Source organism: Nocardioides sp. S-1144 (assembly GCF_005954645.2).
Classification (GTDB): domain Bacteria; phylum Actinomycetota; class Actinomycetes; order Propionibacteriales; family Nocardioidaceae; genus Nocardioides; species Nocardioides dongxiaopingii.
Genome location: NZ_CP040695.2, coordinates 3,973,140 through 3,990,915, shown reverse-complemented (window position 1 = coordinate 3,990,915; position 17,776 = coordinate 3,973,140). Strand labels below are relative to the sequence as shown.

General features: G+C 75.1%; 15 protein-coding genes. 9 read left to right on the top strand and 6 right to left on the bottom strand.

Translation table 11 applies throughout. The annotated features are described in order from the left end of the window. Window positions 1-54: 54 nt before the first annotated feature. Both FE634_RS18815 and FE634_RS18810 read right to left on the bottom strand, forming a co-directional pair. Window positions 55-2,190 (bottom strand): serine/threonine-protein kinase, encoded by a 2,136-nt coding sequence (locus FE634_RS18815; protein ID WP_137293962.1) that lies wholly within the window; start codon window positions 2,188-2,190, stop codon window positions 55-57. Then, window positions 2,181-4,529 (bottom strand): protein kinase domain-containing protein, encoded by a 2,349-nt coding sequence (locus FE634_RS18810; protein WP_138876758.1) that lies wholly within the window; start codon window positions 4,527-4,529, stop codon window positions 2,181-2,183. The genes FE634_RS18815 and FE634_RS18810 overlap by 10 nt, the downstream gene beginning before the upstream one ends. 113 nt (window positions 4,530-4,642) lie before the next feature. Between FE634_RS18810 and purD the strand changes: the two genes are divergently transcribed. From purD to FE634_RS18795, 3 genes are all read left to right on the top strand, one after another. Next, entirely contained in the window at window positions 4,643-5,878 is a 1,236-nt protein-coding gene (gene purD / locus FE634_RS18805) for a phosphoribosylamine--glycine ligase (RefSeq protein WP_148240875.1), read from the top strand. A 58-nt stretch (window positions 5,879-5,936) separates the two neighbouring features. After that, window positions 5,937-7,367, top strand: coding sequence for an adenylosuccinate lyase (gene purB, locus FE634_RS18800; protein ID WP_138876757.1), 1,431 nt, complete (start codon window positions 5,937-5,939; stop codon window positions 7,365-7,367). An 83-nt stretch (window positions 7,368-7,450) separates the two neighbouring features. Next, on the top strand, window positions 7,451-8,035 hold the full coding sequence (locus FE634_RS18795) for an antibiotic biosynthesis monooxygenase (RefSeq protein WP_137293958.1): 585 nt from the start codon (window positions 7,451-7,453) through the stop codon (window positions 8,033-8,035). Here FE634_RS18795 and FE634_RS18790 read toward each other — a convergent pair. Continuing rightward, the gene (locus FE634_RS18790; RefSeq protein WP_262347488.1) at window positions 7,980-9,473 is read right to left on the bottom strand and encodes an MFS transporter; all 1,494 of its coding nucleotides are present in this window, start codon (window positions 9,471-9,473) and stop codon (window positions 7,980-7,982) included. The two genes, FE634_RS18795 and FE634_RS18790, sit on opposite strands and share 56 nt — an antisense overlap. Window positions 9,474-9,529: 56 nt before the next feature. Here FE634_RS18790 and FE634_RS18785 point away from each other — a divergent pair, with 56 nt between their 5' ends. Beyond that, a complete protein-coding gene (locus FE634_RS18785) occupies window positions 9,530-9,802 on the top strand; it encodes an acylphosphatase (RefSeq protein WP_138876756.1) in 273 nt (90 codons plus the stop codon). 25 nt (window positions 9,803-9,827) lie between these two features. Here FE634_RS18785 and FE634_RS18780 read toward each other — a convergent pair whose 3' ends face one another. Next, window positions 9,828-10,448, bottom strand: coding sequence for a hypothetical protein (locus tag FE634_RS18780; RefSeq protein WP_138876755.1), 621 nt, complete (start codon window positions 10,446-10,448; stop codon window positions 9,828-9,830). Between the two features lie 136 nt (window positions 10,449-10,584). On the opposite strand from FE634_RS18780, the gene FE634_RS18775 reads away from it, so the two are divergent. Then, the gene (locus FE634_RS18775; RefSeq protein ID WP_138876754.1) at window positions 10,585-11,490 is read left to right on the top strand and encodes a hypothetical protein; all 906 of its coding nucleotides are present in this window, start codon (window positions 10,585-10,587) and stop codon (window positions 11,488-11,490) included. A 46-nt stretch (window positions 11,491-11,536) separates the two neighbouring features. Here the strand turns inward: FE634_RS18775 and FE634_RS18770 are convergent, their stop codons facing one another. Continuing rightward, a complete protein-coding gene (locus FE634_RS18770; RefSeq protein ID WP_148240874.1) occupies window positions 11,537-12,496 on the bottom strand; it encodes a sulfotransferase family protein in 960 nt (319 codons plus the stop codon). A gap of 93 nt (window positions 12,497-12,589) precedes the next feature. Here FE634_RS18770 and FE634_RS18765 point away from each other — a divergent pair, with 93 nt between their 5' ends. From FE634_RS18765 to FE634_RS18755, 3 genes are all read left to right on the top strand, one after another. Further along, entirely contained in the window at window positions 12,590-13,480 is an 891-nt protein-coding gene (locus tag FE634_RS18765) for a phosphoribosylaminoimidazolesuccinocarboxamide synthase (protein WP_458351849.1), read from the top strand. Continuing rightward, a complete protein-coding gene (locus tag FE634_RS18760) occupies window positions 13,477-13,893 on the top strand; it encodes an SRPBCC family protein (RefSeq protein ID WP_170981580.1) in 417 nt (138 codons plus the stop codon). Before FE634_RS18765 ends, FE634_RS18760 begins: the two co-directional genes overlap by 4 nt. 143 nt (window positions 13,894-14,036) lie before the next feature. After that, window positions 14,037-15,059 (top strand): NAD(P)H-binding protein, encoded by a 1,023-nt coding sequence (locus FE634_RS18755; RefSeq protein WP_138876751.1) that lies wholly within the window; start codon window positions 14,037-14,039, stop codon window positions 15,057-15,059. A gap of 66 nt (window positions 15,060-15,125) precedes the next feature. Here FE634_RS18755 and FE634_RS18750 read toward each other — a convergent pair whose 3' ends face one another. Further along, on the bottom strand, window positions 15,126-15,632 hold the full coding sequence (locus FE634_RS18750) for a MarR family winged helix-turn-helix transcriptional regulator (RefSeq protein ID WP_170981579.1): 507 nt from the start codon (window positions 15,630-15,632) through the stop codon (window positions 15,126-15,128). Window positions 15,633-15,655: 23 nt separating this feature from the next. On the opposite strand from FE634_RS18750, the gene FE634_RS18745 reads away from it, so the two are divergent. Beyond that, on the top strand, window positions 15,656-17,770 hold the full coding sequence (locus FE634_RS18745) for an MMPL family transporter (protein WP_262347487.1): 2,115 nt from the start codon (window positions 15,656-15,658) through the stop codon (window positions 17,768-17,770). Window positions 17,771-17,776: the final 6 nt, after the last annotated feature.

Sequence of the window (17,776 nt, the reverse complement as noted above, 5' to 3'; positions counted from 1 at the left end):
CCGGCGGCCCTCAGGGCCGGCGGCCCGCGCGACCGCGGACCGCTGGACTCCGGGTCAGACGTAGTTGTTGTTGGCCTGCGGTCCCAGGAGCCGCGGGAAGGTGAACGGGATCGTCCCCACCCGCCACGCGGTCCCGCGGGTGTAGGCGGACGTGCCGTCGCTGAGGAAGACGTTGATCGTCTCCTCGAACCGGGGCGACTCGCGGTCGTCCCCGACCCGGACCAGGTCGTCGTCACCGTCGCCGTCGACGTCGGACAGGACGAAGGTGGCGGTGCCGAAGCGCGGCCACGCCCGCTCGCGGAACCACGAGTCGGACTCGAAGGCGGTCCCGTCCCACCTCAGGACCCCGATCTCCAGTCCGCCGGGGTCGGCGACCGCGACCAGCTCGTCGGTGCCGTCGCCGTCGACGTCGCCGGCCATCACCGCCTCGATGCCGAAGCTGTCGATGCCCGTGGCGGTCGGCTCGCCCTCGACGGCGAGGGCCGCGCTGCCGTCGGAGCGCAGCAGCGTCAGGGTGCCGGCGGTCCGGTCGACGCTGACGAGGTCGTCGGTGCCGTCGTCGTCGGCGTCCAGCGGGACCAGCTGACGATCGGGCAGCGGGCCGCTGAACCAGGTCGTCGGCGCGGCGAAGGCGCCGGTGCCGTCGCCGAGCGCGACGTCGACCTGCCGCTCGGTCTCGCCGACCTGGGTCGACATCACCAGGTCGGGGTAGCCGTTGCCGTCGAGGTCGGCGAGGTTGAACGACACGTCGAGCACCGAGGTGACGAAGGAGCCCTCGACCGGCACCGGCACCGGCGAGCGGACCGAGAGCCCGGCGACGACGGCGGCCAGGTTCGGCGGGTCGCCGCCGATCCGGACGAGGTCGAGGACGCCGTCGCGGTCGACGTCGCCGGACAGGACGACGTTCTCGGCGCGCTTCTTCCTCTCGGGGTCGAGGAACCGCCGGCCGTCGGAGGCGTAGACACGCAGCGGCTCGGCGGCCTCGATCAGCCCCACGTCGCCCAGGCCGTCGCCGGTCAGGTCGCCGGTGATGGGCTCGGGGGTGTCGGGGGCCGGCGTCGGCGACGGTGAGGTCGGCGAGGGGTCGGACCCGCTCGACGTGCCGCTGGTCGTCGGCGCGGACCCGCCGTCGTCGCCGGTGGTCACCGCCAGCACGGCGCCGGTGCCGCACGCGAGCACGGCCACGGCGGCGACCGCGCCCCAGACGGCGCGGCGCGAGCGCCGCGGGGTGCTCGCCCCGGCCCGGCCGGCCGAGACGGCGGTCTGCGGCGTGGGCTGCCAGCCGGCGCCGTCCCCGGCCGGGGCGAGCACGGGCTTCTGGGCCGAGCCGGACGGGGTGAGCCCGGCGAGCGAGCGGAGGTCGTCGCGCAGCGCCGAGGCCGAGGGGTAGCGCTCGGTGGGGTCCTTGGCCAGGGCCCGGGCCAGGACCCGGTTCGCGTGCCGGCTGAACTCGTCGTCGCCCGGCAGCTGCGGGACCGGCTCGCCCTGGTGGCCCATCGCGACCTCGACGTCCGAGCCGCCGTACGGCGGCCGGCCGGTCAGGGTCTCCCACAGCAGGCACCCGACGGCGTACAGGTCGGTGGCGGCGGACCCGGGCCCGCCGCTGATCCGCTCCGGCGCCAGGTAGTTCCAGGTGCCGCTCACCCCGCCCGGCTCGGTGAACCCGCCGGTGTCGGTGTCGGTCAGGGCGACGCCGAAGTCGCACAGGTAGACGTGGACCCGGTCGAGCCGGTCGTCGCGGAGCAGCACGTTGGCCGGCTTCACGTCGCGGTGGATGACCCCGACGCGGTGGGCGTCGGCCATCGCGTCGGCGACCTGCGAGCAGAGCTCGGCGGCCAGCTGCGGCGGCATCGGGCCGTGCGTGCGCAGCAGGTGCCCGAGGTCGCCGCCCGCGGCGTACTGGGTGGCGATGAACGGGACGTCGTCCTCGACGCCGTGGTCGAAGATCTGGATCACGTGCGGCGACTCCAGCCGCGCGAGCGCCGCGGCCTCGCGCTGGAACCGCTCGACGAAGGCCGGGGAGTCGGTGAGGTGGCCCAGCACGGTCTTCAGCGCCACCCGTCGGCCGAGCCGGCCGTCGGTGGCGAGGTAGACCACGCCCATGCCACCGACGCCGATGACGCGGTCGATCCGGTACGGCCCGAAGGACGCGCCGGGGCCGAGCTGGGGGGAGCCGGGGCTCAGTACCATCGTGACTCCTCCACCGGGCGGAGCCCGGAATCGCGTTCCTCGTCCGGGAACGCCGTGTCCCAGCGGTACCACGTCGAGGTGACGTAGCGGTCGTCGCGGGACTGGGCCACCACGACGCGTCCCGGTCCGCCGGGCCGGGTGCCGTGGAGCAGCACCAGGTCGTCGGCGCCGTCGCCGTCGACGTCGACCACGGCGATCTCCGGCGGCACCGGCGTCAGGAGCGGGTAGCCGAAGCCGCCGGCCATCGGCAGCACCTCCAGCGTGCCGTCGTCGGTGAGGTCGTAGGTGCTGACGACGAGGTTGCCGAGGTCGTCGGCGACGACCACCACCTCGTCGTCGCCGTCGCCGTTCACGTCGGCGGCCCGGAGGAAGACCGCCGAGCTCTCCCACCCGTCGGGCAGCGTCACGGGCTCGGCGAAGCCGCCCTCGCCGTCGCCGAGCCGCACCGACACGGTCGCCGGCCAGGCGGCCTGGGTCTCGTCGTAGTCGGTGGTGACGGCCGTCAGGAGGTCGGCCCTGCGGTCGCCGTCGACGTCGCCGAGGCGGAACCGGCTGGTGAGCACCCGGTCGGTCACGGTGGCGATCGAGACCGGAGCGGCGAGGCTGGTGCCGTCGAACCGGCTCTCCAGCAGCTCGACCGTCTCCGCCTCCTCGTCGAGCTCGAGGACGTAGACGTCGTCGATCCCGTCGCCGTCGGTGTCGGCGAGCGCGTAGCCGCGGGTGGTGCCGGTGTCGCTGCCGGGCACCTCGACCTCGATGGCGTCGCCGCCCCCGCTGGGCGTGGCGGTGAGGATCGCGGCGGAGGTCTCGCTCTCGCGGGTGAACAGGACCGTGTCGGTGATCGCGTCGTCGTCGACGTGACCGACCAGCCGCGTGACGCGGGGCCAGGCGACGCCCGCGGGCGTCACCTCCTCGTCGCTGGCCACCGAGAGCTGCGTGCCGTCGGAGCGCCAGCTGATCAGGCTCACCTGGGTCGGGTCGTCGAAGGAGTACGTCGCGCTCAGGTCGCCGAACCCGTCGCCGTCGAGGTCGCCGGTGATCGGGCGCTCGGCGGTCTCCACCGGCGTCTCGCCGCCCCCGGACCCGCCGCCGGCCGGGTCGTCGTCCTGCGCCGCGCGGAGGCCGGCGTAGCCGATCCCGGCGACGGCCACGACCCCGGCGACCGCCACCACCGCGGCGGTGCGGCGCCGGCTCGTGCGCCGGCCCCCGGGCTGGGCGTGGGTCGGCTGGGGGTGGCCGCCGTGCTGGTTCCCGGGCTGGGTGCTCGGCAGGGCGGCGGCCAGGGCGGCCTCCTGCGGCGACGACGGGAACGACAGCGACTGGTAGGCGGGCGGGGGCGTGCCGGGCGGGGTGCCGGGCGGGGTGCTGCCGGGCGGGGTGCCCGGGGGCGGGGTGGACGGGGGACCCGAGGGGCGCGGGGTCGAGGGCGGTCGCGAGGTCGTCGGACCGGTCGACGCCGGCTCCGGCGGCACCGGCGGCAGCGGCGCGTCGGCGTCCGGGAGGTTGGCGACGGCGAGGAGCGCGGCGCGCATCCGGTCGGCGTCGGGGAAGCGGTCGGCGGGGGCCTTGGCCATGCTGCGGGCCAGGACGTCGTTGAGCGCGTCGAGGACGCGGGTGCCGCCGGGCAGCTGGCGCACGGGGGCGCGCTGGTGGGCGATGGCGATCTCGACGTCGGTGCCGCGGTAGGGCGGCAGCCCGGTCAGGGTCGCCCAGAGCAGGCAGCCCAGCGCGTAGAGGTCGGAGGACGGCGTCCCGGGGGCGCCGCGGCCGTTCTCGGGCGACAGGTAGCTCCAGGTGCCGGCGACCGCGCCGGGGGCGGTGAGCCCGTCGGACGCGGTGCGGGCGATCCCGAAGTCGCACAGGTAGACGTGCAGGTCGCCCGGGCTCGCGGCCCGGGCGCCGCGCAGCAGCACGTTGGTCGGCTTGACGTCGCGGTGCACCACGCCGACGCGGTGGGCGTCGTCGAGGGCGTCGGCCACCTGGGCGCACAGCCGCAGCGCGGCCGCCGGCGGCATCGGGCCGTGCTGCGACAGGTAGGCGCCGAGGTCGCCGCCGCCGATGTACTGGGTGGCGATGTAGGGGACGTCGTCGTGGGTGCCGTAGTCGAAGATCGCGATGACGTGGGGCGAGTCCAGGCGCGCCAGGACCGCGGCCTCGCGCTCGAAGCGGCGCAGGAACTCCGCGGAGCCGCCGAGATCGGCCGAGACGACCTTGAGGGCGACGCGGCGGTCGAGCGAGCTGTCGGTCGCCTCGAAGACGACCCCCATCCCGCCCCGGCCGATGACGCCGTCGATGCGGTAGCGACCGAACAGGTCGCCGACAACAGGGAGCGTGGGCACGGGCGCGTCCTTCCCCCATCCGACGCCGCTGAACCCTCCCCGCGCGTCGGGTCTGGCGGCCGCCCGCAGCACGGCGTCGGGCCCGGGGACCGCTCGCCCTAGGATCGAGCACCGTGAAGACCCTCGTGATCGGAACCGGAGGCCGCGAGCACGCGCTGGCCCGCTCGCTCTCCCTCGACCCCGACGTGACCCAGGTCCACGCGGCCCCGGGCAACCCGGGCATCGCCGAGGTCGCCACGCTGCACGACGTCGACCCGCTCGACGGCGAGGCGGTCGCGGCGCTGGCCGACGTCCTCGGCGTCGACCTGGTCGTCGTCGGACCCGAGGCGCCGCTGGTCGCCGGGGTGGCCGACGCGGTCGTCGCGCGGGGGATCCCGGTCTTCGGGCCGAGCGGCGCCGCCGCCCGGCTCGAGGGGTCGAAGGCCTTCGCGAAGGACGTGATGGCCGCGGCCGGTGTCCCGACCGCCGCCGCGCGGGTGTGCACCACCGCCGCCGAGGTGGCCGCTGCGCTGGACGAGTTCGGGGCGCCGTACGTCGTCAAGGACGACGGGCTGGCGGCCGGCAAGGGCGTCGTGGTCACCTCCGACCGCGACGAGGCGGTGGAGCACGCCGCGGCCTGCGACCGGGTGGTGATCGAGGAGTACCTCGACGGGCCCGAGGTGTCGCTGTTCGCGATCACCGACGGGCACACCGTCTACCCGCTGCTGCCGGCCCAGGACTTCAAGCGGATCGGCGACGGCGACGCCGGGCCCAACACCGGCGGCATGGGCGCCTACACGCCGCTGCCGTGGGCGCCCGAGGAGCTGGTCGCCGAGGTGCTGCGCGACGTCCTCCAGCCGACCGTCGACGAGATGGCCCGCCGCGGCGCGCCCTTCGCCGGCCTCCTGTACGCCGGGCTGGCCCTGACCGCCCGCGGCACCCGGGTCGTGGAGTTCAACGCCCGCTTCGGCGACCCCGAGACCCAGCCGCTGCTCGCCCTGCTCGACTCGCCCCTGCTGCCGCTGCTCCTCGGCGCGGCCACCGGCACCCTCGCCGACGTCCCGCCGCCGGTGTGGCGGGCCGGCGCCGCCGTCGGCGTCGTGATGGCCTCGGCCGGCTACCCCGAGTCGGCCTCGAGGGGCGACGTCATCGTCGGCATCGACGTCGCGGAGTCGCTCGACCGGGTCCACGTGATCCAGGCCGGCACCGCCCTGGCCGGCCCGGCCCTGGTGACGGCGGGCGGCCGGGTGCTCGCCGTCGTCGCGACCGGCGCCTCGGTCGCGGAGGCCCGCGCGGCCGCCTACGAGGGCGTGGCCGCCGTCCGCTTCGACGGCGCCCAGCACCGCACCGACATCGCCGCCGGCGTCTGACCCCGACCCCGGCGACCCCACCAGCCCGGGACGGCCGCTGACGGGGGAGAATGCCACCGTGACAGTCCCGAACGTCCTGGCCACCCGCTACGCCGGCGCCGACCTCGTGCAGATCTGGTCGCCGGAGCACAAGATCGTGCTGGAGCGGCAGCTGTGGGTCGCCGTCCTCCGGGCCCAGCGCGACCTCGGCATCGAGGTGCCCGACGGCGTCGTCGAGGCCTACGAGGCGGTCGTGGCCCGCGGCGAGGACGGCGTCGACCTGGCCTCGATCGCCGCGCGGGAGCGGGTCACCCGCCACGACGTGAAGGCGCGCATCGAGGAGTTCAGCGCGCTGGGCGGGCACGAGCACATCCACAAGGGCATGACCTCGCGCGACCTCACCGAGAACGTCGAGCAGCTGCAGGTCCGGCAGTCCCTCGAGCTGCTGCGCGACCGCACCGTCGCCGCCCTGGCCCGGCTCGCCCGCCTGGCGACCGAGCACGAGACCACCGTGATGGCCGGGCGCAGCCACAACGTCGCCGCGCAGGCCACGACGCTCGGCAAGCGGTTCGCCAGCGTCGCCGACGAGATGCTGATCGGGCTCGAGCGGGTCGAGGAGCTGATCGCCCGCTACCCGCTGCGCGGCATCAAGGGCCCGATGGGCACCGCCCAGGACATGCTCGACCTCCTCGACGGCGACGCGACCCGGCTCGACGAGCTGGAGCAGCGCGTCGCCCGGCACCTCGGCTTCGAGCGGGTGCTCACCAGCGTCGGGCAGGTCTACCCGCGCAGCCTCGACTTCGACGTCCTCTCGGCCGTCGTCCAGCTCGTCGCCGGCCCGTCCAACCTCGCCACCACGATCCGGCTGATGGCCGGCAACGAGATCGTCACCGAGGGCTTCAAGGAGGGGCAGGTCGGCTCCTCGGCGATGCCGCACAAGATGAACACCCGCTCCTGCGAGCGGGTCAACGGCCTCGCCGTCGTCACCCGCGGCTACCTCTCGATGGTCGGCGAGCTCGCCGGCGACCAGTGGAACGAGGGCGACGTGTCGTGCTCGGTGGTGCGCCGGGTCGCGCTCCCGGACGCGTTCTTCGCCGCCGACGGCCTCTTCCAGACCTTCCTCACCGTGCTCGACGAGTTCGGCGCCTTCCCCGCCGTCATCCAGCGCGAGCTCGACCGGTACCTGCCCTACCTCGCGACCACCAAGGTGCTGATGGCGGCGGTCCGCAACGGCGTGGGCCGCGAGGCCGCGCACGAGGCGATCAAGGAGGCGGCCGTCGGCACCGCGCTGGCGGTCCGCCAGGGCCAGGCCGAGAACGACGTCTTCGCCAAGCTCGCCGCCGACCCGCGCCTCGGGCTCACCGCCGCCCAGCTCGACAGCCTGGTCGCCGACCCGATCACCTTCACCGGCGCCGCCGTCCAGCAGACCCAGGGCGTCGTGCGCCGGGTGGCCGAGGTCGCCGAGCGGCTCCCGGCGGCGGCGGCGTACGCGCCCGGCGCGATCCTGTAGCTGCCCCGGCGGCGCGGCGGTGTGACCGACGGCTCCCCGCCGTCCGCTGCCCGTCGGGCCGGGAGGCACGAGACGATGGGGACATGGACGCACCGGTCACCGTCGCCATCACCCGTCAGCTCCCGGCCGGTCACGAGGCCGAGATGATGAGCTGGCTCAACGCCGGCATCAACCTCGCCGAGAAGTTCCCCGGGTTCCTGGGGGCGGGGTGGGTGCGTCCGGAGGCAGCCTCGGAGAGCTGGCACATGCTCTACCGCTTCGCCGACCACCAGTCGCTGGACCAGTGGGAGCACTCGCCGCAGCGGCAGTGGTGGCGCTCGGCGGCCAGCGGGCTGGGGGTCGTGGAGTCGCGGGTCGAGAAGCGGACCGGGATCGAGGGCTGGTTCGACGTGCCGTCCTCGTCGGTGCTCGAGTCCGGCGAGGCAGCGGCCGCGCCCACCCCACCGCCGCGGTGGAAGCAGGCGAGCGTGATCTTCGTGGTCTTCTTCCCGCTCAGCGTGGTGGCCAACTGGCTCTCGCGGGAGTACCTCGCCGACGTCGTCCTGCCGGTGCGGGTGCTCGCGACGGTGCTGGCGATGACGCCGATCATGACCTACCTCGCGCTGCCCTGGATCACCCGTCGTCTGCAGTGGTGGCTGCAGGGGGAGCCGCCCCCGTGGCGCGGGTGACCACCGCGGCGGCGAGCGCCAGCGACAGCACGCCGATGGCCGTCAGGAGCGCGGCGCGCAGCCCGCTGACCTGGAAGACCGTCATCAGCAGCGCCGCGCCGAGGGCCGACCCCAGCCGCTGACCGGTCTGCACGGCGCCGCCGGCCGCCCCGCCCATCCGCGGCGGGACGTCGGCGAGGGTGAGGGTCAGGTTGGGCGAGACCACGGCGCCGCCGCCGATCCCGGCCACCAGGAGCGCGGGGAGCAGGGCCCACCACAGGTCGCCGTCGGCGCGGCCGGGCACCAGCAGCGCCACCAGCAGGACGCCGCTGCCCATCACGAGCAGGGCCCCGATGGTCAGCCGGCGCCCGACGCGGGTCACGACCCGGCCGGCGAGCAGGGACGACACCGCGGAGCCGAGGGCGAACGGCGTCAGCAGCAACCCGGCGTGCAGCGGGGAGAAGCCGCGGTCGTCCTGGAGGAAGACCGACAGCACGAGCAGGACGCCGGTGAACCCGGTGAAGTAGAGCGTCCCGACGCTCAGCCCGCCGGCGTAGCCGGGGGTGCGGCGCAGCAGCGCGACGTCGAGGAGGGGCGCGTGCTCGAGCCGGCGCAGCCGGTGCTCCCAGCGCACGAACGCGACCAGCAGCGGCGGGACGAGCACGAGCAGCACCAGGGGCAGGCGCGCGCCGCCCTCGAGGCTGACGATTGGGTAGAGCAGGCACAGCACGGCGGCGCCGAGCAGCACCGCGCCGACGACGTCGATCCGCTCCCGGCTGCTGCCGCCGCCCTCGGCGTCCCGGTCCGGCACCAGGCGCAGGATGCCGACCAGGGCCACCAGCCCGATGGGCACGTTGACGAGGAACAGCCAGCGCCAGCCGTCCTCCTCGCCGGCGAGGGCGATGATCGCGCCGCCCAGGACGGGCCCGGTCGCCGAGGCCAGCGACACCGTGAGCCCGAAGACGCCGAAGGCCCGGCCGCGCTCGGCACCGCGGAAGAGCACCTGGATCAGACCGGAGTTCTGCGGCGTGAGCAGCCCGGCCGACGCGCCCTGCAGCAGCCGGGCCGCGACGACCAGCTCGGCGTTGGGGGCGATGCCGACGGCGGCGCTCGACACCACGAAGGCCACCAGCCCGACCACCATCAGCCGCCGGCGTCCGTAGGTGTCCCCGAGCCGGCCGCCGGCGACGAGGGTCAGCCCGAACGTCAGCGCGTAGCCCGACACCACCCACTGGATGGTGGACGCCGACGTCGCCAGGCCCTCCTGCATGGAGGGGATGGCGACGTTGACGATGGTGACGTCGAGCAGCGACATGAAGCCGACCACGAGGGAGACGCCGAGGATCCGCCAGCGGCGCGGGTCGGGGCGGTAGTCGTCGTCCGAGTCGTCGGCTGCGTCGGCGTCGTCGTGGGTCGGGTCGTGGTCGGGGCGCTCGGGCTCGTGGAGGTCGGCGGGCACCGGACCAGCCTCGCTCACCTGGACAGCGACCGGCAGCGCTCGGCAGGGTGGTCCCCATGAGCCGCGCCGTCGACCTCACCGTGACCGGCCGCGTCCAGGGCGTGGCCTTCCGCCACAGCGCCGCCGTCGAGGCCGGCCGGCTCGGCGTCGCCGGGTGGGTGCGCAACGAGCCGGACGGCGCCGTGGTCGCCCACGTGGAGGGCGCCGAGGACGCCGTCGCGGCGATGGTCGCCTGGTGTCGCACCGGGCCGCCGTCCGCGCGGGTCGCGGGCGTCGAGGTGGTCGAGGCCGCCGTCACCGGCGCGTCGTCGTTCGAGGTGACCGGCTGAGCCTGGCCGGACGGGGAGGCGCGCGTCAGGCGCGGGCGTCGCCGCCCCAGTTGGCGAGCTTGGTCGCGACGGTGTGGAGGTCGGCGCGCCAGACGTCCTCGGGGCCGGGCGGGAGGATCTCGTCCCACTCACTGGCCGTCGAGCCCTGGACGTTCGTGAGCCGCGCGGTGCGGGCGAAGAACCACTGGTGGAAGTGTGAGCCGCCGTCGCCCCAGCGGTTCACGTGCACCCGGCCGATCTCGGGGAGGTTCTCGATGATGCGCACCAGGCGGTTGGTGATCCGGCCCAGCTGCGAGGCCAGGTCGTCGTCGAGGTTGCCCATGTCGAGGTGCTCGCGGGTGTGCAGCGTGAGCACCAGCGGCAGCCCGCTCGGGGCGCCGTGGTGGGTCAGCACCCAGGTCTCGTCCTCCCAGACGACGCGCCCGGGGTCGAAGCCGACCGCGCACGCGCTGCAGGGCTTCTCCTCGGACTCGCCCCACCGCGGGGGCTCGTCGGACGGGGCGGCCAGGGTGCGCGGCACGATCGCGCCGTCGACCGTCGTCCACGGGAAGATGTCCCAGGCGCCGAGCGGGGGCATCGGGAGGTGGCCGTCGGCACCGACGGCGGCGACGACCCGGGCGTAGACCTCATCTGCAGACTCCGGCATGGCGCAAGCCTGCCACCCGTCCCGGGCCGGCGGGCGCGAGGGTCGGCCCCGGTGACGGGGACCTCTCGTCGCACCCGTGCGGCGGCAGGGCGTCGCCGACTGATTCTCGACTGATCGAGTCGACTATCGTGGGCGCATGACCCTCGACACGCTCGACCTCCCGACCCACGACGGCGCGACCGTGGTCGTCCCGGCCCCCGGCCCGGGCCCGGGCAACTGGGCGGGCGCGGCCAGCGCCGTCCTCGTCGACGACGTCTTCTGGCTGACCTGGCGGGTGCGGCGTCCGCTGGCGGAGGGGCGCGGCGTGAGCGTCGTGGTCGCCCGCTCCGACGACGGGCTGCTCTTCGAGCCGGTCGCGGAGGTGCACCGCGAGGCGTTCGGGTGCGAGTCGTTCGAGCGCCCGGTTCTGGTGCCGGTGCCCGGCGTCGGCTGGCGCCTCTACCTCTCCTGCGCGACGTACGACTCGAAGCACTGGTGGGTCGACAGCCTGACCGCGGCGACCCCCGCCGACCTGCCGGACGGCGAGCGCCGGGTGGTGCTGCCCGGCGACGACACCGTCGCCGTCAAGGACCCGGTCGTCACCCACGACCCGTCGCGGCTCGACGGCTGGGACATGTGGCTGTGCTGCCACCCGCTGACCGAGCCCGGCCACGAGGACCGGATGACCACGCGCCACCTCACCAGCCCCGACGGCCTCGTCTGGACCGACCGGGGCGAGGTGCTCGCGGGGCGCGCCGGCGCGTGGGACGCCCGCGGCGCCCGCGTGACCACCGTGCTCCCGTCCGCCGACGGCGCGCCGCTGCGGGTGCTCTACGACGGCCGCGCCGACGCCGACGCGAACTGGCACGAGACCACCGGCGTCGCCGTCTGGGACGGCGGGCGGCTGGTGCCCGACGACGCCGTCGGCACCATCGCCTCCCCGCACTCCGACGGCGCGTGGCGCTACGCGAGCGCCGTCCCGCTGCCCGGTGGCGGCGTCCGGTACTACGTCGAGGCCGCCCGCCCCGACGGCGCCCACGACCTCGTCACCGTCCTGCGCTGACCCACCACCGCGCTGACCCGTCGCTGATCAGCGACGGGTCAGCGCGTCAGCGGCGGACGCGCTCGTCGAAGGAGCCGCGGGAGACCGGGGAGAGCCAGTCGGAGAAGTCCTCGCCGGTGAGGCGGGACAGCAGGTGGATGTCGTCGGTGAAGACGTCGACCAGGGCGGCGCGCTGCTCGGCCGAGAGGGGCGGACGCCGGGCGGTGCCGTCGCTGAGCCGGGCGACGACCGGCTTGCTGGCGGTGCGCCAGACCTGCGGCGGCAGGAACTGGCCCGCGGCCGCGCCGGCCCGCACGAGCGGCCCGAAGGCGCGGGTGCGCCAGCCCGGCCGGGCGAAGGCGCGGGCGTTGTCGCGGGGGATGGTGTCGACCAGGCCCTCCCGGATGCCCAGGTGGCGGCAGGCGCGGTCGACGGCGCTGGCCGGCTCGTCGACGACGTCGCGGTAGCGCAGCACCAGCACCTGGCGCGGGTCGACGTGCTGGTGGAGGTGGGCGAGCTGGTCGCCGTACAGGCCGAGCTCGCGGTAGCGCCAGAAGGGGGCGTAGCCGTCGGCGACCCGCTGGTCCTGGGCGGCGAAGGCCTCGACGAAGTCGCGCTCGCGCTCGAGGCCGTCGGACCAGAGGTGCATCCAGTTGCTGTAGGCCCGGTCGACCGGGTCGCGCACCACGGCGATCAGCCGGACGTCGGGCAGCGCCTCGGCGATGCGCCGGTGGGCGCCGCGGCTCCAGAGGTAGAACGGCGTGCTCTCGCCGCGCACCTGGTCGTCGCGGGCGCCGCGGAAGAGGTCGGCGTACCGGTCGGGGCGCCAGATCCACTCCTGCTGGGAGTGCCGGTCGCCCGGCCCGGTCCAGTGCGGCGGGGGAGCGTCGTCGCAGAGCCAGTACTTGGGCTCCTTGGGGTTGCTCACGAAGACGTCCGGGTGCTGGGCGAGGGCGGCGTGCAGCGCCGTCGTCCCGGCCTTCGGGGCGCCGATGATCAGGAAGTCGGGACGGGGCGACCGCAGCATGAAACAAGGGTATGTCACGTGCTTCAAATGACAATGGGGATCTCGGCACCCGCGGGGGTGACGCGGCACCCCTAGACTCCTGCCGTGCTCAACATCCCTGACGCGCCGGCCATCGCGGGGGCGCGGCACCTCCACTCCGGGAAGGTGCGCGACCTCTACGAGATCGAGGGCGGCCCGCACGCCGGGCACCTGCTCGTGGTCGCCAGCGACCGGATCTCGATCTTCGACTTCGTCCTCGACTCGGTGATCCCCGACAAGGGCGAGATCCTCACCCGGATGTCGCTGTGGTGGTTCGAGCAGCTGCGCGACCTGGTGCCCCACCACGTCGTCTCGACCGACGTCCCGGACGCCGTCGCGGGTCGCGCCGTCGTGTGCCAGAAGCTCGAGATGTACCCCGTCGAGTGCGTCGTGCGCGGCTACCTCACCGGGTCGGGCCTGCTCGACTACGCCGCCACCGCGCCCGACCACGAGGTGTGCGGCATCGCGCTGCCGGCCGGGCTCGTCGACGGCAGCCGGCTGCCCGAGCCGATCTTCACGCCGGCCACCAAGGCCGAGCTCGGCGACCACGACGAGAACGTGTCCTACGCCGCCGTCGAGGCCGCCGTCGGCGCCGACGCCGCCGCCACCCTGCGCGACCTCACCCTCGCCGTGTACGGCCGCGCCGACGCGCTCGCGCGCGAGCGCGGCATCGTGCTGGCCGACACCAAGCTCGAGTTCGGCACCGACGCGGCGGGGCGGGTGGTCCTCGGCGACGAGGTGCTGACCCCCGACTCCTCGCGCTTCTGGCCGGCCGAGGCGTGGGAGCCCGGCCGCGCGCAGCCGTCCTACGACAAGCAGATCGTCCGCAACTGGGCCCTCTCGCCCGAGTCCGGCTGGGACCGCGCGAGCGGCGAGGCGCCCCCGCCGCTCCCACCCGAGGTCGTCGAGCGCACGCGGTCGCGCTACGTCGAGGCCTACGAGCTGCTCACCGGCGAGCGCTGGTGAGCGCCCCGGTCCGCTTCGCGGTGTCCTGCGAGGAGGCCTACGACTACCTCGTCGACCCCGCCAACCGCGCCGAGTGGCAGTCGAGCCTGCGCGGCGTCGCCGACGTCGTCGGCCCCGACGGCGTCGTCGGCCAGAGCTGGACCGACCTCACCGTCGCCCGGGTGAACCCGCGGATGGAGCTCACCGACGCGGATCGTCCGCACCGGTGGTCCGAGCGCGGCACCTGGCGCCGGTTCCACGCGACCCTCACGCTGACCTTCGTGCCCGCCGGCGAGGGCTGCGACGTCGGCGTGACGATGCACCTGCAGGCCACGGGACCGGCCCGGCCCCTGGCCCTGGCGCTCGGCAGGCTCGCCCCGGCCGCCGTCCGGTCCGACCTGCGGCGCGCCGCGAGGATCCTCGCCGCCCGCTGACCCGTCGCTGATCAGCGACGGGTCAGCGCAGCACCTCGTCGACCCGTCACTGATCAGGGACGGGTCGGCGCGCGGGGTGTGACCTCGGGCACGGGTCCCGTGGGGTGAGTCGGCCGGTCGACCCCGGCCCTAGCGTCGGGTGCATGTCCAGCGTGCCCGCCCAGGGCGACCCCCGTCCCGACCGCCCGGTCCCGACCGAGCCGACGGCGTTGCGGGTGCTCGTCACCGGGTCCACCGGCTACGTCGGCTCGCGGCTGGTGCCCGAGCTCCTCGACGCCGGCCACACGGTGCTGGCCGCCACCCGCCACGAGTCCTCGCTCGGCGACTACCCCTGGGGCGACCGGGTCGAGGCGCGCACCTTCGACGTCGGGGACGACGACGTCGTCCGGGCCGCCGTCCGCGGCGTCGACGCGGTGATCTACCTCGTGCACTCGATGGAGTCCGACGACTTCGTCGCCAAGGACCGGGCCGCCGCCGAGCGGATGGCCGCGGCCTGTGCCGACGCCGGCGTCGAGCGGATCGTCTACCTCTCCGGCCTGGTCCCCGACGGCGACCTGTCGGACCACCTGCGCTCGCGGCTCGAGGTCGAGCAGGTCTTCCTCGACGCCCCCGTGCCCGCCACCGTGCTCCGCGCCGCGATGGTCGTCGGCTCCGGGTCGACGTCCTACGAGCTGCTGCGCCGGCTCAGCGAGCGCGTCCCGCTGGTGACCCCCGTGCCGTCGTGGATGTGCCGCAAGATCCAGCCCGTCGCCGTCGAGGACGTCGTCCACCTCGTCGGCCGCGCGCTGCTCGGCGACCCGCGCAACCGGCACTACGACATCGGCGGGGACGAGGTCGTCACCTACCCCGAGCTCCTCGCGCGCTACGCCGAGGTGGCCGGCCTGCGGCGGGTCCGCTTCCCCGTGCCGTTCGTCCCGCGGTGGGTCGTCGGGCGCGCCTGCGCGCTGATCAGCGGCATGGACCGCCCCACGGTGACCTCGCTCGTGGAGAGCCTGTCGCACGACATGGTCTGCGGCGAGGACGCCGTCCGCCGCGACGTGCTGGAGCCGGGCTACACCTTCACCGGGCTCACCGAGGCGCTCGAGCGCTCGCGCGCCGACCGTGCCCAGCCGGGCACCTCTCAGGCCGGCGACGTCCAGGCGGCCGCCGGCACCGACCCCGACTGAGCCGGGCCGCGCCGCCGTCCGGGGCGAGACGCCTCGACCACCGTGGCGCACGGCCGTCGGGCGCGCTCAGTCGTCGGCGGCCGCGACGTCGCGCCGGGCGGCGCCGGTGGCCTCGCCGACCTCCTCGAGGAAGGTGGCGATGAGGGCGAGCTCCTCGTCGGTGCGCCCGTCGAGGACGGGGGCGAGGTGGGCGGCGAGGCGGGCGAACATCCGGCCGCCGACGTCGAGGGCGTGCTCGGTGACCCCGACGACGACCGAGCGGCGGTCCTCGGGGTGCGGCGTGCGGGTGACGTGGCCCTGGCGCTCCAGGCGGTCGAGCATCGCCGACGTCGCGGGCGCGCTGAGCTGCATCGTGGCGCTGAGCCGGCCCGGGGTGGCCGGCTCGCCCTGGAGGCCGAGGTCCATGACCAGGGCCAGGCCGTTGAGGTCGGTGCGGTGCATCGCGCTCTCGCGGCCGGCCGCGGCGACGTACAGGTCGGACTCCGTCGCGTAGCGGCGCAGGGCCCGCGTCACGCGGCGGGCCTCCTCGGAGCGGCCGGGATCGGGACGGCGGGCGGATGTGGCGGGAGGCACGCACATACCTTACTCTTTCGAGCGTGGAACTACTTAAGTCGTGGAAGTACCGTCTGCCGCACCTGGTCGGCCGCCGGCTCAGCTGGGTCGTCGTCGTGGTGGCGATCCTGTTCTCGGGTGCGCTCCTGGGTGCCGGGATCCAGGCCGAGGAGTCCGACAACTCCACCGCCAACCTCCCGACCGACGCCGAGTCGGCCCAGGTCGCGCGCCTGCAGGAGCAGCTCGGCACCGCCGAGTACACCCCGGCGATCGTCGTCCTCGACCGCGGCGGCGAGCAGCTCACCGCGGCGGACCGCCAGGCCGTCGAGGAGAAGGTCGGGTCGCTCCAGGAGTTCGCCGCCGAGGGCCAGCAGGCCTTCCCGGTCCTCGCCGAGGACGGCGCCGCCGCGTTCATCGGCGTCCCGTTCGCGACCGACACGCCCGAGGACGAGCTCGCCGGCCCGATCGAGGACCTGCGCGCGGCGGCCTCGGAGGGTCTGCCCGACGGGTTGGAGGCCCAGGTGACCGGCGGGCCGGCGTTCATCGTCGACCTGTCGAAGGTCTTCGACGGCGCCGACGTGCGCCTGCTCGCCGTGACCGCCTCCGTCGTCGCGCTGCTCCTGCTCGTCACCTACCGCAGCCCCTGGCTGTGGCTGGTGCCGCTGAGCGTGGTCGGGGTGGCCGACCAGGTCGCCGTCCAGCTCGTCGCAATCGGCACCAAGCTCTTCGGCTTCACCACCGACGGCGCCTCGGTCGGCATCACCTCGGTGCTGGTGTTCGGCGCCGGCACCAACTACGCCCTGCTGCTCATCGCGCGCTACCGCGAGGAGCTGCGCCGCGAGGACGACCGGTACGCCGCCATGCGCCGCGCCCTCGAACGGGCCGCCCCGGCCATCCTGGCCAGCTCGGGCACCGTCGTGCTGGCGCTGCTCTGCCTGGGCCTGGCCGACAACCCGACCAGCCGGAACATCGGCTTCGGTGGGGCGATCGGCATCGTCACCGCGGTCGTCTACGCGCTGCTGGTGCTGCCGGCCGCGATGACCTGCTTCGGACGCCGTCTCTTCTGGCCCTTCGTCCCGAGGGTGGGCCAGGACGACCCGTCCCGCACCGGGGTGTGGGCCAAGGTCGGCGCCTCCGTCACCCGGCGACCGGTGCTGGTCAGCGTGGCCGGCGTGCTGGTGCTCGTCGTCCTGGCGCTCCCGGTGATCGGCCTCAAGGTGGGGCTGTCCGAGACCGAGCAGTTCCGCGCCACCCCCGAGGCCGTCACCGGCCAGGAGGTCCTGGCCGAGCACTTCCCGGCGGGCTCCTCCCAGCCGACCGTCGTCGTCGTCCCGGCCGCCGCGCGGGACGCCGTCGCCGCCGCGATCGGTGACGTCGACGGCGTGCAGCGCGTCGACGAGTCCGGTGAGGCGGACGGGCGCGCCGTGCTGTCGGCCGTCCTCACCGCGGAGCCGGCCTCCGAGGCCGCCTTCGACGTCGTCGAGCAGGTCCGCGCGGCCGCCACCGGGGTCGACGGCGCCGCGATGGTCGGCGGCCCCGACGCCGAGGCGCTCGACGCGGCCGACGCGGCCGACCGCGACCAGCGGCTGATCGTGCCGCTGATCCTCGGGGTGGTGCTGGTCGTGCTGCTGGTCCTGCTGCGCTCGGTGGTGGCCGCGGTGGTGCTCGTGCTGACGGTGGTGGCGACGTACGCCGCGAGCCTCGGCGCCAGCTGGGTCGCCTTCACCCAGTGGTTCGGGTTCCCGGCGCTCGACCTGAGCGTGCCGCTGCTGAGCTTCCTCTTCCTGGTGGCGCTCGGCGTCGACTACAACATCTTCCTCACCACGCGGGCCAAGGAGGAGGCCGAGGAGCACGACACGACCACGGCGATCTCGGTGGCGCTCGCCGTCACCGGCGGCGTCATCACCAGCGCCGGGATCCTGCTCGCCGCGGTCTTCACCGTGCTCGGCGTGCTGCCGCTGATCGTGCTCACCCAGATCGGCGTCATCGTCGGCTTCGGCGTGCTGCTCGACACCCTCCTGGTGCGCAGCGTGCTGGTGCCGGCCCTGGTGGCGCTGCTCGGTCGCCGGTTCTGGTGGCCCGGCCACCTCTCGCGCCGGTCGGAGGACGACCCGGGCCGGCACCGCGGGAGCGTGGCGGCCTCACCCACGGCTGAGTAGGTTGTC

What these genes read in the sequence shown, in the direction of transcription:
- FE634_RS18815 (WP_137293962.1), bottom strand. Translation starts at nt 2,190, where the DNA reads ATGGTACTGAGCCCCGGCTCCCCCCAGCTCGGCCCCGGCGCGTCCTTC.
- FE634_RS18795 (WP_137293958.1), top strand. Translation starts at nt 7,451, where the DNA reads ATGGACGCACCGGTCACCGTCGCCATCACCCGTCAGCTCCCGGCCGGT.
- FE634_RS18785 (WP_138876756.1), top strand. Translation starts at nt 9,530, where the DNA reads ATGAGCCGCGCCGTCGACCTCACCGTGACCGGCCGCGTCCAGGGCGTG.
- FE634_RS18780 (WP_138876755.1), bottom strand. Translation starts at nt 10,448, where the DNA reads ATGCCGGAGTCTGCAGATGAGGTCTACGCCCGGGTCGTCGCCGCCGTC.
- FE634_RS18775 (WP_138876754.1), top strand. Translation starts at nt 10,585, where the DNA reads ATGACCCTCGACACGCTCGACCTCCCGACCCACGACGGCGCGACCGTG.
- FE634_RS18770 (WP_148240874.1), bottom strand. Translation starts at nt 12,496, where the DNA reads ATGCTGCGGTCGCCCCGTCCCGACTTCCTGATCATCGGCGCCCCGAAG.
- FE634_RS18755 (WP_138876751.1), top strand. Translation starts at nt 14,037, where the DNA reads ATGTCCAGCGTGCCCGCCCAGGGCGACCCCCGTCCCGACCGCCCGGTC.